14 protein-coding genes and 1 tRNA gene are annotated in these 14,590 nt (G+C 68.4%); 1 reads left to right on the top strand and 14 read right to left on the bottom strand.

Translation table 11 applies throughout. The features are described from left to right. Positions 1-97: 97 nt before the first annotated feature. From BTH_RS12920 to def, 14 genes are all read right to left on the bottom strand, one after another. The gene (locus BTH_RS12920) at positions 98-865 is read right to left on the bottom strand and encodes a tetratricopeptide repeat protein (protein WP_009893624.1); all 768 of its coding nucleotides are present in this window, start codon (positions 863-865) and stop codon (positions 98-100) included. Then, entirely contained in the window at positions 862-1,647 is a 786-nt protein-coding gene (locus BTH_RS12915; protein ID WP_009893625.1) for an HpcH/HpaI aldolase family protein, read from the bottom strand. Before BTH_RS12915 ends, BTH_RS12920 begins: the two co-directional genes overlap by 4 nt. A gap of 345 nt (positions 1,648-1,992) precedes the next feature. Then, the gene (queD, locus tag BTH_RS12910; protein ID WP_009893627.1) at positions 1,993-2,445 is read right to left on the bottom strand and encodes a 6-carboxytetrahydropterin synthase QueD; all 453 of its coding nucleotides are present in this window, start codon (positions 2,443-2,445) and stop codon (positions 1,993-1,995) included. 19 nt (positions 2,446-2,464) lie between these two features. Beyond that, positions 2,465-3,097, bottom strand: coding sequence for a 7-carboxy-7-deazaguanine synthase (gene queE / locus BTH_RS12905; RefSeq protein WP_009893629.1), 633 nt, complete (start codon positions 3,095-3,097; stop codon positions 2,465-2,467). Positions 3,098-3,194: 97 nt separating this feature from the next. Further along, positions 3,195-3,929 carry a 7-cyano-7-deazaguanine synthase QueC gene (gene queC / locus BTH_RS12900; RefSeq protein WP_009893630.1) on the bottom strand — a complete coding sequence of 245 codons (735 nt, stop codon included), beginning with the start codon at positions 3,927-3,929 and terminating at the stop codon, positions 3,195-3,197. A gap of 324 nt (positions 3,930-4,253) precedes the next feature. After that, positions 4,254-4,329, bottom strand: a tRNA-Phe gene (locus BTH_RS12895). 60 nt (positions 4,330-4,389) lie between these two features. Further along, positions 4,390-5,076, bottom strand: a complete 687-nt coding sequence (gene esaR, locus BTH_RS12890) for a response regulator transcription factor EsaR (protein ID WP_009893632.1) — start codon at positions 5,074-5,076, stop codon at positions 4,390-4,392. Next, on the bottom strand, positions 5,077-7,485 hold the full coding sequence (esaS, locus tag BTH_RS12885; RefSeq protein WP_009893633.1) for a sensor histidine kinase EsaS: 2,409 nt from the start codon (positions 7,483-7,485) through the stop codon (positions 5,077-5,079). A 1-nt stretch (position 7,486) separates the two neighbouring features. Continuing rightward, positions 7,487-8,077 carry a DUF4390 domain-containing protein gene (locus BTH_RS12880; protein ID WP_009893635.1) on the bottom strand — a complete coding sequence of 197 codons (591 nt, stop codon included), beginning with the start codon at positions 8,075-8,077 and terminating at the stop codon, positions 7,487-7,489. After that, the gene (gene rsmB, locus BTH_RS12875) at positions 8,074-9,486 is read right to left on the bottom strand and encodes a 16S rRNA (cytosine(967)-C(5))-methyltransferase RsmB (protein WP_009893636.1); all 1,413 of its coding nucleotides are present in this window, start codon (positions 9,484-9,486) and stop codon (positions 8,074-8,076) included. Before rsmB ends, BTH_RS12880 begins: the two co-directional genes overlap by 4 nt. A 400-nt stretch (positions 9,487-9,886) precedes the next feature. Then, on the bottom strand, positions 9,887-10,744 hold the full coding sequence (gene htpX / locus BTH_RS12870; RefSeq protein ID WP_009893638.1) for a zinc metalloprotease HtpX: 858 nt from the start codon (positions 10,742-10,744) through the stop codon (positions 9,887-9,889). Between the two features lie 108 nt (positions 10,745-10,852). Continuing rightward, positions 10,853-11,488 (bottom strand): LysE family translocator, encoded by a 636-nt coding sequence (locus BTH_RS12865; RefSeq protein WP_009893639.1) that lies wholly within the window; start codon positions 11,486-11,488, stop codon positions 10,853-10,855. Positions 11,489-11,608: 120 nt separating this feature from the next. Then, a complete protein-coding gene (fmt, locus tag BTH_RS12860) occupies positions 11,609-12,595 on the bottom strand; it encodes a methionyl-tRNA formyltransferase (RefSeq protein WP_009893640.1) in 987 nt (328 codons plus the stop codon). 31 nt (positions 12,596-12,626) lie between these two features. Next, a complete protein-coding gene (gene def / locus BTH_RS12855) occupies positions 12,627-13,130 on the bottom strand; it encodes a peptide deformylase (RefSeq protein ID WP_009893641.1) in 504 nt (167 codons plus the stop codon). A gap of 231 nt (positions 13,131-13,361) precedes the next feature. On the opposite strand from def, the gene dprA reads away from it, so the two are divergent. Beyond that, the gene (gene dprA / locus BTH_RS12850) at positions 13,362-14,549 is read left to right on the top strand and encodes a DNA-processing protein DprA (protein WP_009893644.1); all 1,188 of its coding nucleotides are present in this window, start codon (positions 13,362-13,364) and stop codon (positions 14,547-14,549) included. The last annotated feature ends 41 nt before the right edge of the window (positions 14,550-14,590 follow it).

Raw genomic sequence — 14,590 nt, 5'->3', positions numbered from 1 at the left:
GCTTTTTTTGAGTATCGGAGGGGCTGGCCGCCGTTCGCCGGATCGACGCGCCGCCTGCCCCAAGATCGCGATCTTGCCCGGGCGAGCTGCCCGCTCGTCAATTCGATGGCTTCGGCGCCGCCCCGCCGCCCGCCCCCGCCTTCGACACCGCCGTCAGCTCGCGGTACTTGAGCGCCGCCGCGTCGTCGCCTTGCGCGGCGGCGGCCGCGTAGTACGCACGGGCGATGTCGAGATTGCGGGTGACGCCGTCGCCGCCGCGCTCGTAGAACGACGCGGTCACGTATTGCGAAACCGGCTCGCCCGCATCGGCCGCGCGCTTGTACCACGCGAACGCCTGCCGGTTGTCGCGCGGCGTGCCGCGCCCGTCGAGAAACTGGTTCGCGAGCGCAAGCTCGGCCTGCACATGCCCTTGCCGCGCGGCCTTCAGGAACCAGACGTGCGCGACCGCCGGATCGCGCGCGACGAATTCGCCGTCGTCCAGCATCCGGCCGTACACGTACTGCGCCTGCGACATCCCCGCATCCGCCGCGCGCCGCAGCCAGCGCAACCCTTCCGGCACGTTCGCCGTCACGCCTTCGCCGTTGATCAGCATCATCGCGTAGTCGAACGCGGCGAGGCGGTTGCCGCGCGCCGCCGCGTCGTGAAACTGCACGAGCGCCGCGCGCAGGCTGCCCGCGTTGTAGTCGGCAACCGCCGACTCCGTCTCGCGCCCCGGATTCGACCGGCCCGGCGCGCCCGACGCCTGCGCGAACGCGCCGCCTGCCACCGCCCCGAATGCCGCCGAGACGAGCGCACCCGCCGCCGCGCCGCGAAGCGCGTGCCGCGCGCGCACGGAGAACGGCGCGCCGCGGCGTTTCCCGTTCATCCTCGCACCTCCTGCAACGCCTGTCGCGTCGCGCGCAGCAGCCACACGACGTCCGCCGACAACGCGACCACGCGGAATCCCGCGTCGATAGACTGGCGCGCGCCGGCCGTGTCGGCGGCAAAGATGCCGACCGGCACGCCGGCGCGACGCCCAGCCGCGAGCACGCGCTCGAGCGCGGCCGCGACGTCCGGATGCTTCGTATCGCCGAGATGCCCGAGGCTCGCCGACAGATCGGCAGGCCCGACAAACACGCAGTCGACACCCGGCGTCGCCGCGATCCGCTCGGCTTCGTCGATGCCGCGCGCCGATTCGATCTGCACGATCGTCGCGATCTGCGCGTTCGCCGTGTGCACGTAGTCGCGCCGCATCCCGTACGCGGCCGCGCGGACGATCCCCGCGACGCCGCGCAGCCCGTCCGGCGCGTCGGGCGCCTGAAAGCGGGTGAGCCTTACCGCATGCGCGGCTTCGTCGGCCGTCTCGATGCCCGGGAACATCAGCGTGCGCGCGCCCGCGTCGAGCGCCCGCTTGACGAGCCAAGGCTCGCGCGCCGGCACGCGCACGACGGGCTCGCTCGGCAAATGCGCGGCCGCGAGCGCGCGCAGTTGCGAGGCGACGTCGCGGCTGTCGTTCGGCGCGTGCTCCATGTCGATGCACAGCCAGTCGAAGCCGGCGTGCGCGAGCGCCTCGGTCGCCGCCGCGCTCGCGAGCGTCAACCACAGGCCGAGCAGCGGCTCGCCGCCGTCGCGCAAACGCGCCTTCAGGGAATTGGTGAGCGTGCTCATCGGCGGCCTCCTGTCGTGCGGCGCACGGGCGGACTGCGATTCGGAAAGAGGGGCGGCAAGGCCGCCGTGCGGGCGCCGCGCCGCAACAGGCAGGCGCGCGGCGCGTTCGTCGCGGCGGGCGATTCTCGATTCGCGATTCGATCATACCGTGATCGCGCCCGCGCGCGGATTCGGAAAACACCGATGCCGGGCCGGGCGGCTCCCGGCGAGTCCAGACGCCTTCCGGGCGAATTCCGCGCGAATGAGCGGATCAGGTGGAAGACGCGAAGGGCGTCACGCGAGCGCCTCGCGCACGCGGAAACGCGCGGCGGCCGACCGCGCGGCGGCCGCGCCAGATGCGCGAAATCAGACGCGCGGATCGCGCTCGACGTCGGCCCAGCAGTTCGGCGTTTCGTACAGACGCACGCGCTCGAGGCGCAGATTGACGCCATAGTGCGCGTCGTACACGTTCGCGAGGATGTCGAACGCGATCGCCGCGAGATTCTCGACGGTCGGAATCCGGTCGAGGACGACCGTCTTGTGATCGGCCATCTTTTCGAGGAACGAGCGCACGATTTCGTCGCGCGCATAGACGAGAAACGCGTGATCCCACTTGCTGACGAGATGCTCCATCGCGAGCCCCTTCACGTCCGCGAAATCCATCACCATCCCGCGGTCGGGCGCGCCCTCGGTCTCGACGAGATCGCCGCGCAGCGTGATTTCGAGCACGTAGCGATGCCCGTGCAGATTCCGGCACTGGCTGCGGTGATCGGGGATGCGGTGCCCCGCGTCGAATTCGAGTTTTCGGGTAATCAGCACGATGAATGAAGCGTAAGGCTCAAGGAATGTTCAGGTACTTGTGCGTCTGCATCGACAGCCGCCACTGCGGATGGCGCTTGCACCAGTCGATCGCGAGCTTCGTATTGAGCTCACGCGACGGGCCGTCCATCGGCTGCACGAGGAAATGCTCGAAGTCGAGCTTCGCGTAATCGGCAAGGCGCTGGTTGTCCTGCGGCACCACCACCTTCAGTTCGTTGCCCTTCGTGACGACGAGCGGCGCATCCGCCTTCGGGCTCACGCAAATCCAGTCGATCGATTCGAGCACGGGCAGCGAGCCGTTTGTCTCGATCGCGATCGTGAAGCCCGCCGCGTGCAGCGCGTCGACGAGCGGCTGATCGAGCTGCAGCATCGGCTCGCCGCCCGTGCAGACGACGAAGCGATGCGCCTCGCCTGGCGGCCAGAGCGACGCGATCTTCGCCGCGAGCGATGCGGCATCCTTGAACTTGCCGCCGTTCTCGCCGTCGGTGCCGACGAAGTCGGTGTCGCAAAAGCGGCATACCGCGTCGCCGCGATCCGCTTCGCGCCCTGTCCACAGGTTGCAGCCGGCGAACCGGCAGAACACGGCCGGACGACCGGCGTTCGCGCCCTCGCCCTGCAACGTGTAGAAGATTTCCTTGACCGTGTACGTCATGCTGCTTCGTTCCGGCTTGCGCCGCTCGCCTTCCGTTACTCGATGAATCCTGTTGCCGCTCGCGCCCACGCGCGAGCGCCACGCCGCGCCACGCGCATCAGACGGGTGCCTGCGTCACGCTTTCGCCGCGCAGATACGCCTCGAAGCCGCGCTTGCGCAGCTTGCATGCCGGGCACTCGCCGCAGCCGAAGCCCCAGTCGTGCAGTTCCGAGCGCTCGCCGACGTAGCAGGTGTGCGTCTCGACGCGAATCAGCTCGACGAGCGGCTTGCCGCCCAGTTGCTCGGCGAGCCGCCACGTGTCAGCCTTGTCGAGCCACATCAGCGGCGTTTCGAGCACGAAGCGCGTGTCCATGCCGAGATTGAGCGCGACCTGCAGCGCCTTCATCGTGTCGTCGCGGCAATCCGGATAGCCGGAGAAATCGGTCTCGCACATGCCGCCGACGAGCGCGCGCAGCCCGCGCCGATACGCGATCGCCGCGCCGATCGTCATGAACAGCAGGTTGCGGCCCGGCACGAACGTGTTCGGCAGGCCGTTCGACGCCGTCTCGATCTCGATCGCGCGCGTCATCGCGGTGTCGCTGATCGCGCCGAGCACCGACAGATCGATCATGTGATCGTCGCCGAGCTTGTGCGACCACTGCGGAAAACGCCGCTTCAGCGCATCGCGCACGCCCTCGCGGCATTCGAGCTCGACGCGGTGGCGCTGGCCATAATCGAAGCCGAGCGTCTCGACGGTCTGATAGCGCTCGAGCGCCCAGGCCACACACGTGGCCGAATCCTGGCCGCCGGAAAACAATACGAGCGCGCCGTCCTTAGCGTCTGTCCGAATCACCGTGATACTCCGTGAATGATGAGCGAGCGCGCCGGTGATCCGACGCGCGCCGGCCCACCCAGTATAGGCAGCAGCGCGCGGCCCGAAACGGCGCGGCGCTTATGTCGCTCATCGCGCCGCGCGGGCGGCGCACGGACTCGCGCCATGCACGAGCCGCCGAAACGAAAAAGGACTTGCGGCGCCTTCGGGCGCATCCTCAAGTCCTCTAAGTCTTTGAGTGGACGAAGATTTTATCACGCCGCCCCGCAATCGGCCGAGGACCGGAACGCTGCTCCATAAACGAAAAACCCCAAGAATCTGGCGATTCTTGGGGTGAGATACTGCTGGTGGCCTGGGGCGGAATCGAACCACCGACACGCGGATTTTCAATCCGCTGCTCTACCAACTGAGCTACCGGGCCACGAAGAAAAAAGATTATAGCAATGCGCCAAACACCGATCAAGCCCTTTGTGCAAAAAAATTATGCCGCGCCTTCGGCCGGCTTCTTGCCGAGCTCGACGCCGAGTTGCTTCAGCTTCCGGTACAGGTGCGTGCGCTCGAGGCCCGTCTTCTCCGCGACGCGCGTCATGCTGCCGTTCTCGCGCGCGAGGTGATATTCGAAGTACGCGCGCTCGAACGCGTCGCGCGCCTCGCGCAGCGGAATGTCGAAAGGGATCGCGGCTGTCGTCTGGCCCGCGAGCGCGGCGGCGGGATCGTCGCCGAGCATCGGCAGCGCGGCCGCCGACGCGACCGACGACGCTCCCGCCGCCGGCTTCGTCGCCGCGCTCGCGGGCAGCGGCGCCGCGCCGCGCGCGAGACCGTGCTCGACCGACTTCAGCAGCTTCTGCAGCGTGATCGGCTTCTCGAGGAAATCGAGCGCGCCGATCTTCGTCGCCTCGACGGCCGTGTCGATCGTCGCGTGCCCCGACATCATGATGACGGGCATCGTCAGCTGTCCCTGGCTCGCCCATTCCTTCAGCAACGTGACGCCGTCGGTGTCGGGCATCCAGATGTCGAGCAGCACGAGATCGGGCGCATGCCGCAGCCGGTAGTCGCGCGCGGCCTGCGCGTTCTCCGCGACGTCGACGACGTGCCCTTCGTCGCTGAGGATCTCCGAGAGCAATTCCCGGATGCCCATTTCATCATCTACCACCAGGATGGTTGCCATTTACGCTGCCTTTGTCTGCACAGTTGCTCTTGTCTTGGCGGGTGCCGTGCCGCCGTTCGTTCCGCCCCCGGCGCCCGCCGCATCGTCCGCGAGTTGCAGGAACAGGATCGAGACCTGCGCGCCTTCCACGACGTCGCCGCGCATGCGATTGCGCAGGTCGATCCGCGCGCCGTGCTCGTCGACGATCTTCTTCACGGTCGCGAGGCCGAGCCCCGTACCCTTCGCCTTCGTCGTCACGTAAGGCTCGAACGCGCGCGTCAGGATGCGCGCCGGAAAACCGGGACCGTTGTCCGAGACGGTCAACCGAACCGCGACGCGCGTTTTGCCGTTCGCGTCGGGATCGCCATATTCTACTGTCTTGGTTTCGAGCAACACACGGGGATGCTCGACGTCGGCAACCGAATCCTGCGCGTTCTGCAGCAGATTGTGGATCACCTGGCGCAGCTGCGTCGCATCGCCGCGGATCACCGGAAGCGGCGCCTGCTCGACGACGATCGTGCTCTTGCCCTCGCCGACGCCGTATAGCGTCAATACTTCGCTCACCAGATCGTTCAGTTGCAGGTTGACGAGCACCGCGGGCGGCGTGCGCGCGTAATCGCGGAAATCATCGACCATGCGCTTCATCGCGGCGACCTGATTGACGATCGTCGTCGCGCCGCGCTTGAGCACGTCGGCGTCGGGCTGCGAGAGCTTGTCGGAGAGCTTCATCTGCAGCCGCTCGGCCGACAGCTGGATCGGCGTGAGCGGATTCTTGATCTCGTGCGCAAGCCGCCGCGCCACTTCGCCCCACGCGACCGAACGCTGCGCGGAGATCACGTCGGAGATGTCGTCGAACACGACGACGTAGCCGGACGTCTGCGGATCGTCGGGCTGCCCGGGCGCAGCCGCCGTCGACACGAGCCGCGTGCCGCGCACGAGCAGCGTCAGCGGATCGGCCTCGCCCGGCACCTCGACCGCGAACTGCTGCTGCCAGTGGCCGCGATCCTCGCCGCTGCCCTGGCCCGCCGCCTCGCGATCGGCGAACGCCTTTCTCACCATCGCGCCGAATTCCGCGACGACGCCGATCTGATCGAGCGTCGTGCCGATCAGCGAATTGAACGGCTGGCGGAAGATCCGCTCGGCGCCGCGATTCGCGGTCGTCAGGCGGAACTGGCGGTCGAGCACGAACACGCCCGCCGTCAGGTTCGCGAGAATGCTCTCGAGATACGTCTTCGAATGTTCGAGCGCGACGCGATTCTTCTCGACCGCGAGGCGCGCCTCCGACAACTGCCGCGTCATCGCGTTGAACGACTGCGTGAGGAAGCCGAGCTCGTCGCGCGTCTTGATCTCGCGCTTGGGCGTGTAGTCGCCCTCCGCGACTTCCTTCGTGCCCTGCGCGAGCAGGAAGAGCGGCCGCGCGAGCTGATTGCCGAGCGCGAGCGCGATCATCATCGCGATGAACGTCGCGAGAAACAGCGCGAGCGTGAGCGTGCCGATGTACATCTTGCGCAGCCCGCTGCGGCCGAGCGCCTTCTCCTGATATTCGCGATACGCGCGCTGCACGGCGTCGGCGTTGCGCGCGAGCGTCGGCGACACCGGCTGCGTGAGCTGCAGGAAACGCTCGGCGGGCTGCAACAGCGACGTCGACGAATCGGGAATGCGCTGCACGACGCGCAAGCGCAGCGCCCCCTTCGACCCGCGCGCGCGCGGGTCGCCGTCGACTTCGCCCTCGATCGCCGCGAATGCGCCGTGCTCGCGCGCCTGGCTCAGCATCAGCGGCGTCGGCATGTCGTCCGGAATCAGCGCGGCGAAGTTGCCCGATGCCTGCGCGACGATGTGCACATCGGGCGACGCGCCGGTGCCGCGGTCCGGCTCGACGATCGTCGCGTCCTGCACGCCGAACTGGTCGCGCAGCCGCAGCAGCGTGAGCGTCGTGCCGTTCGTGTTGGTGTCGGCGCTCGCGAGCTGCTCGGACATCAGGCGCGCCTTCGTCTGCAAGTCGGCGAGCGACGTGTCGAGCATCCCGCGGCCGAGATTCAGGCCCGCGGTAAGCGCCGTCTCGACGTTCACGTCGAACCACGATTCGATGCTGCGCGACACGAACTGATACGACACGATATAGATGATCCCGCCCGGCACGACGCCGACGAGCGTGAAGAACACCGCGAGCTTCGCGAGCAGCCGCGTGCCGAACTTGCCCTTTCTCAGCCGCGCGACGATCATTCCGACGAGCCCGAGCACGACGAGCATGAACACGAGCGCGACGATGATGTTCGCCGAGTAGAGCCACGAGTAGTAGCGATCGAAGAACTCGGTGTTCGCGCTCGCGGCCGCGAGCAGCACGAGCAGCAGAAGCGCCGTGATCGCGACAGTCGACACGATCACGCGTATCAGAAGGCTCTTTCCGCTCGTTGCGCGGCGGACGCGCATTTTACTTAGCACGCTCGGCCACCGTGAAAGTGAAACGCTTCCAGTCGGAAACGAGATTCCAGTCGCGGTTGTTCACCGCGTCGACCTGGAACGGCTTCGGCATCAGCGCGGTATCGAGCTGCATCCGCACCGACGCCGTATACGTCTCGCCCGAGCGCACCTGGCCCTTGTCGATCACGTGCCAGGACGTCACGTGCTTGACCACCGCGAGCGCCTCCTTCAGCGACGGAAAGCCGAGCTGCAGGCCGCCCGTCGATACGCGGTATTCACGCGTGAGCGGCTGGAACGACAGGCGGATCGTCTGCGACACCGACACCGGCTGCTCGTCGAACCAATACCAGCGCGCGCGGCTCAGCTCGAAATCGGTCGTGAAGTAGAGCGGGACGCCTTTGTTGACCGCATCCTCGAGACTGCTGTTGAGCTCGAAATCGAAACGCGCGTCGAGACTCCAGCCGCTGCCGTCCGACTGCAGGGACGCGCGCTGCACGGCGATCGTATCGGCGCGCGCGGAAGGAACGGCAGCGAGACACAGCGTCAGCGCGACCCAGAGCACGGCCGCGAGCCGGAGTGGAAAGAAGCGTTTGATCGTCACCGTTTCTGAAAGCGCGCGTAGAAGAATCCGTCGTGATCGACATGCCGGCCGGGCTCGTCCGATCCCCCGGCGGCCGGCGCCCCGCCTGTCGCGCCCTGCGGCAACAACTGCCCGGGCGCGTCCAATCGTACCGCATCTTGACAGGCGTCTCCAAACCAGCGCGCCTGCAGCTCGCCCTCTTCCGGAAAGATCGAGCAGGTCGCATACAGCAACTCGCCGCCGGGTTTCACGAGCGGCCAGAGCGCGCTCAGGATGCGGCGCTGCTCGGCGACGAGCGCGGGAATGTCGGCCGCGCGGCGCAGCCAGCGGATGTCCGGATGGCGGCGCACGATACCCGACGCGGAGCACGGCACGTCGGCGAGGACCCGGTCGAACGCACGCCCGTCATGCCATTGCGAGGGATCTCCTGCGTCGCCGACGCGCACGTCGGCTGCGAGCGACAGCCGCGCGAGGTTCTCGCCGATGCGCGGCGCGCGCGCAGGATCGCTTTCGAGCGCGACGACCTCGGCGTGCGCGAGTTCGAGAATGTGGCCCGTCTTGCCGCCGGGCGCCGCGCACGCATCGAGCACGCGCATGCCGTCGCGCGCGCCGAGCCATTCGGCCGCGAGCTGCGCGCCCGCGTCCTGCACCGACACGATGCCGTCCGCGAAACCCGGAATGCGCTCGACGGGCAGCGCCGATGCGAGCCGTATCGCGTGACGGCCGACCTTCTCGGCATCGATCCGCTCGGCACGCAGCACGTCGAGATACGCATCCGCCGTCATGCGGCGCGCGTTCACGCGCAGCGTGAGCGGGCCGGGCGCGTCGCCCGAGGCAAGAATGCGCGGCCATGCGTCGGGCCACGCACGCTCGACCGCGTCGATCCACCACGGCTCGTAGTTCCAGCGCGCGCGCCGATCGGACTGCAACCGCTCGAGCCACACGGCCCGCTCGCGCAGGAAGCGGCGCAGCACCGCGTTGACGAGCCCCTTCGCAAACGAGCACTCGCGGCGCGCGCCGATCGCCGTCACCGCCTGATCGACGACGGTGAAGGGCGCGTAGGCGGCGTGCTCGTCGTCGTCGACGAGGAGCGCGAACGCGCAGACGAGAAGTGCATGCACGTGCGCGGGCGGCGCCTTCGCGACGAGTTGCGCGATCAGCCAGTCGGCCGTGCCGCGACGACGCATCGCGCGATACGCAATATCCTGGATCGCGCCGCGCGAAGCCGCCCGCGCGTTCGCAGGCAGCGTCGCGTGGACGGCCGCAAGCGCAGCGGGCAGCGCCGCGCCGCGAGTGACCGCGTCGACCGCTTGCGCGGCGCCGTCGAGCGCGAAGCCGAGCGAATCGGGGACGAGATGCAGCGCCGACTGGCGCGGCGCACGAGCGGGCGCGCCGGATGCGCGGGAACGGGAAGGGCGAGTCTGGGTCATCGGATCAGCAGTGCCTGAGGCGCGCGCTCGCGCCGGGCAGTGGTAGGAGGTGCCTTGGTGGCCGGCCCGCGGCCGGTCGGCCGGTAAGCGGCATATTGTAGCGCGCCGGGGGTTCGGGCCTCGGGTGGCTGGGCGGGCGATGTGTCGGCGCGTTCGGTACGGTCGGTGCTTCGGTGCTTCGGTGCTTCGGTGCTTCGGCCGCAGTATCGACACGGTCCGCAGCCGCCCCCAAGCCGCATTTTGCAGCCTCGATCGAGCAAACGGCCACCCACCCAAAACGCCGAACCCCGCAGCGCGATGCATGCGGGGTTCGGCCGATCACCGGACGCGCCGACGCATGTCAAGACCGCTGCCGATGCAGCGCCCTCTCACGAGCGCGTCGACGTTTCGACGGCGCTCGTCAATCGAAGCGACCGGTGCGCGCCATTTCCATCAACCGCGCGATCCGCTCCTCGGTGGCCGGGTGCGTCGAGAACAGGTTCTGCAGCCCGCCGCCCGATAGCGGATTCATGATCATCATCTGCGCGGTGGCCGGATGCTCCTCGGCCGTCTGGAACGGAATGCCCGACGCATAGCGGTGAATCTTGTCGAGCGCCGAAGCGAGCGCTTGCGGATCGCCCGAAATCTGCGCGCCGCCGCGGTCCGCCTCGAACTCGCGCGCGCGCGAGATCGCCATCTGGATCAGCGCGCCCGCGATCGGCGCAAGCAACGCGACAGCGATGCCCGCGATCGGATTAGCCGGACGGCCGTTCTCGTCGCGCCCGCCGAAGAACATCGCGAAATTCGCGAGCGCCGAGATCGCGCCCGCCATCGTTGCGGAAATCGTCGAGATCAGGATATCGCGATGTTTCACGTGCGCAAGCTCGTGCGCCATCACGCCCCGCATCTCGCGCTCGGACAGCACGCGCAGGATGCCCGTCGTCGCGGCAACGGCCGCGTGCTCGGGATTGCGGCCGGTCGCGAACGCGTTCGGCTGGCTCTCGTCGATCAGGTAGACGCGCGGCATCGGCAGGTTCGCGCGCGTCGCGAGTTCGCGCACCATCCGATAGAACTGCGGCGCCGTGGTCTCGTCGACCTCCTGCGCGTTGTACATGCGCAGCACCATCTTGTCCGAGAACCAGTACGAGAAGAAATTCATGCCGAGCGCGATCAGCAACGCGATCGTCATCCCGCGCGATCCGCCGATCATGCCGCCGATCACGATGAACAGGGCCGTGATCGCGGCCATCAGCATCGCCGTTTTGACCCAATTGAACATGTTTCCCACTCCTTATCCGTCTGCGGGGATCGCGCCGCACGCATATCGGCGGCGGCGCATGATTGTAAGCGATCTGTTAGATAAGAGCGTTTCGAGAAAATTCAATCCTTAGCGCGTCGATGTCGCGAGTTTGACGCCAAGGCCGACGAACGCGCTGCCGACGCCACGATCGAGCCATTTCTTCACACCAGGCTTGCCGGCAAAGCGTTGCGTGACGGTGCCCGCGACCCACGCCACGGTGCACGACCACACGGTGCTCATCGCGAGGAACACCGCGCCGAGCGTCAGGAACGCGAGCACCTTGTGACTGCTGTCCGCCGACACGAACTGCGGGAAGAACGACACGAAGAACAGCACCACCTTCGGGTTCAGCACGTTGGTCAGGAACCCTTGCGTGAACAGCTGGCGCAGCGATTTGTCCGCGCCGCGCCGTGCGGGCTGCTCGGCCGCCGGCTCCGGCTTCGCGAAGATGAGACGCACGCCCAGATAGACGAGATAGGCCGCGCCGACGATCTTGATGACCGTGAATGCGGCCGCCGACGCGGCGAGCACCGCCGTTAGGCCGAACGCGCACGCGAGCACGTGCACACAGCAGCCGGCCGAGATGCCTAGCGCGGACATGAGGCCCGCGCCGCGCCCCTGCGCGACGCTGCGGCCAACGATGTATGCGGTGTCGGGCCCCGGCGTGATGTTCAACAGGAAAACCGCCGCGACGAACAAACCCAGATGGATGATGCCGAACATGCCGATCCCTCGATGCTGGTGTCAGAGAATTCTACGCGCGCGCCCTGCGCGCCGCGACCTGGCCGTTCGGCCGATTGCGCGGCGCGCGCGATTTCGATGAACTGTAGGCAGACGACGCAATTACGCGGCGGTGTCGGGCGGCGAGAAACGTTGGCCGACCGCAAGCGGCGCCCCCGCGAGAAACTCGCGCGCCGGCAGACGCTTGCCGCCCGGCTTCTGCAATTGCGTGACGCGCAGCGCACCTTCGCCGCAGGCGATCACGACGCCGTCCGCGCCGGCATCGACGATCGTGCCGGGCGCTGCGTCGCCGCGCGCCGGCATCGCGTCGGCCGCCCACAGCTTGAGCGTCACGCCGTCGAGCGTGCCCGCGCCGCCCGGAAACGGGTCGAACGCGCGCACCTGCCGCGCGAGCACGGTGGCCGGCTTGCGCCAGTCGAGTGCCGCCTCGTGCTTGCCGATCTTCTCGGCATAGGTGATGCCGTCGTCGGGCTGCGGCGTCGCGGCAAGCGCGCCCGCTCGCTCGAGCTCGACGAGCGCGTCGACGATGAGAGTCGCGCCGGCCGCCGCGAGCTTGTCGTGCAGCGTCGCCGTCGTATCGTCGGGCGCGATCGCGACGCGCGCGTCGTGCAGCATCGCGCCCGTGTCGAGCCCGGCGTCCATCTGCATCAGCGTGACGCCCGTCTCGGCATCGCCCGCCTCGATCGCGCGATGGATCGGCGCGGCGCCGCGCCAGCGCGGCAGCAGCGACGCGTGGATATTGATGCAGCCGTATCGCGGCAGGTCGAGCACTTCTTGCGGCAGAAGCAGGCCATATGCGGCGACGACCATCACGTCGTGCGGCGTCGCGTGCAGCAAATCGAGCGCGGCGGCGGCTTCGGCCGGGTGCTTTCCCGCGCGTCGCAGCGAAGGCGGTTGCGCGACCGTGATGCCGTGCTCGAGCGCATAGCGCTTCACGGCGCTCGCCTGCAGCTTCATCCCGCGCCCGGCGGGACGATCGGGCTGCGTCAGCACGAGCGGCACCGGGAAACCGGCCTCATGAATCGCGGCGAGCGCCGCCGCGGCGAATTCCGGCGTGCCGGCAAAAATGACGCGCAGTGAATGTGTCATGTACGAATGAATCTAGGGGCAGCCATGCGCATCACATTGCGCGTTCGAGTTTCTTCATCTTCGTCTTGATCCGGGTCTGCTTGAGCGGCGACAGATACTGGACGAACACGCGGCCCATCAGGTGATCCATCTCGTGCTGGATGCACACCGCGAGCAGCCCTTCGCAATCGAGCTCGAACGGCTCGCCTTGCTCGTCGAGCGCGCGCACGCGCACGCGGTCAGGCCGCTCGACTTCGTCATAGACGCCCGGCACCGACAGACAGCCTTCCTCGTAGACCTGCTTGCCGTCGCTCGTCCAGACGATCTCCGGATTGATGAAAACGCGCAGCTCGTTCTTGTCCTCGGACACGTCGATCACGATCACGCGCTCGTGCACGTCGACCTGCGTCGCCGCGAGCCCGATGCCGGGCGCCGCGTACATCGTCTCGGCCATGTCGGCGACGAGCCTGCGAATACGGTCGTCCACCTTGTCGACCGGCTTGGCCACCTTGTGCAGCCGTTTGTCGGGGTAATGAAGGATGTTCAGCAAAGCCATGATTTCAGTGTTGAGAGACGAACGACCCGCGCGCATCGGCCGTTCGGCCGACTCCCGCGACGCGCGCGCCGGCCTCAAGATGGATTCGACGACGCGCGGAATCCGCCGCGCGTCGCAATGACCGGCCAATCGCCGTGGGCTTGCGCGCGCGGCATTCGTTCTATTTCGGATGATGAAAATTTTATCACGGCACTACGCAGCCCGCAGGCCGCGCTTCTCGAGGATTTCGTCATGTCGCCGCGATCGCTGACGCGCGACGAGCTCGCCGGCTGGCTGCGGCTGGCCGCCGCGTCCGGCGTACCGGCCGCCGCGTGCGCCGCACTCCTTGGCGCGTTCGCGTCGCCCGAAGCGCTTTTTGCGGCGTCGCATGCGGAACTGGCGGCGCTCGTCGGCGACGCCGCGGCCCGGGCGGTGCTCGCGCCGCCCGCAGACGATTTCGCGCAGCGCGTCGATGCGACGCTCGCCTGGCTGGACGAGCCCGGCAACGCACTCGTGACCCGGCACGATCCCGCGTATCCGGAGCGGCTCGCCGAGCTCTACGATCCGCCGCCGCTGCTATATATAAAGGGCCGCGTCGCGCTGCTCCATGCGCGGGCCGTCGCGATCGTCGGCAGCCGCGGAGCGACGCCGCAGGGGCTCGCCGACGCAACGCGCTTCGCGCGCGAGTTGTCGGACGCGGGCCTTGCGATCGTCTCGGGCCTCGCGCGCGGCATCGACGGCGCCGCGCACCGCGGCGGGCTCGACGGCGCAAACGCCACCGTTGCCGTGATCGGCACCGGCGCAAACCTCGTCTACCCGGCTTGCCACCATGCGCTCGCCCACGAGATCGCCGAGCGCGGCGCGCTCGTCTCCGAGTGGCCGCTCGGCACGCCCGCACGGTCCGCCCATTTTCCGCAGCGCAACCGGCTGATCGCCGCGCTGTCCGGCGGCGTGCTGATCGTCGAGGCGGCGCTGCGATCCGGCTCGCTGATCACCGCGCGGCTCGCAAACGAAATGGGACGCGACGTGTTCGCGATTCCCGGCTCGATCCACGCACCCTTGTCGCAAGGCTGCCACGCGCTGATTCGCGACGGCGCGAAGCTCGTCGAGACCGCGGCCGACGTGCTCGACGAATTCGGCCTCGAGCCCGCCCGCCCTGCGGGCCCGGCGCGCGACGCCCCCGCCGCCGCGGCCGATGCCGATCTCGACGACGACGCGCGCCGGCTGCTCGACGCGATCGGTTACGGCCCCGTGCCGCCCGAACTGCTCGCGCAGCGCACGTCGCTTTCGGGCGGCACGCTGCACCGGCTGCTGTTGCAACTGGAACTGGCCGGCCGCATCGCGACGCTGCCGGGCGGCCGCTACACCCGCATCGATGGCGCGCAGGCAGAGCCCGCTCAAGCGCGCGGGACGAGCGCCGTGCTAAATTCCGGCGCATAGGCGTCCCGCCCGGGCGTTCGCTCGAGCCGCCGCCATCTTAC

This window comes from Burkholderia thailandensis E264, from assembly GCF_000012365.1.
Classification (GTDB): domain Bacteria; phylum Pseudomonadota; class Gammaproteobacteria; order Burkholderiales; family Burkholderiaceae; genus Burkholderia; species Burkholderia thailandensis.
Note: the sequence above shows the minus strand (reverse complement) of the source record. Positions and strands in the feature narration are given on the sequence as shown.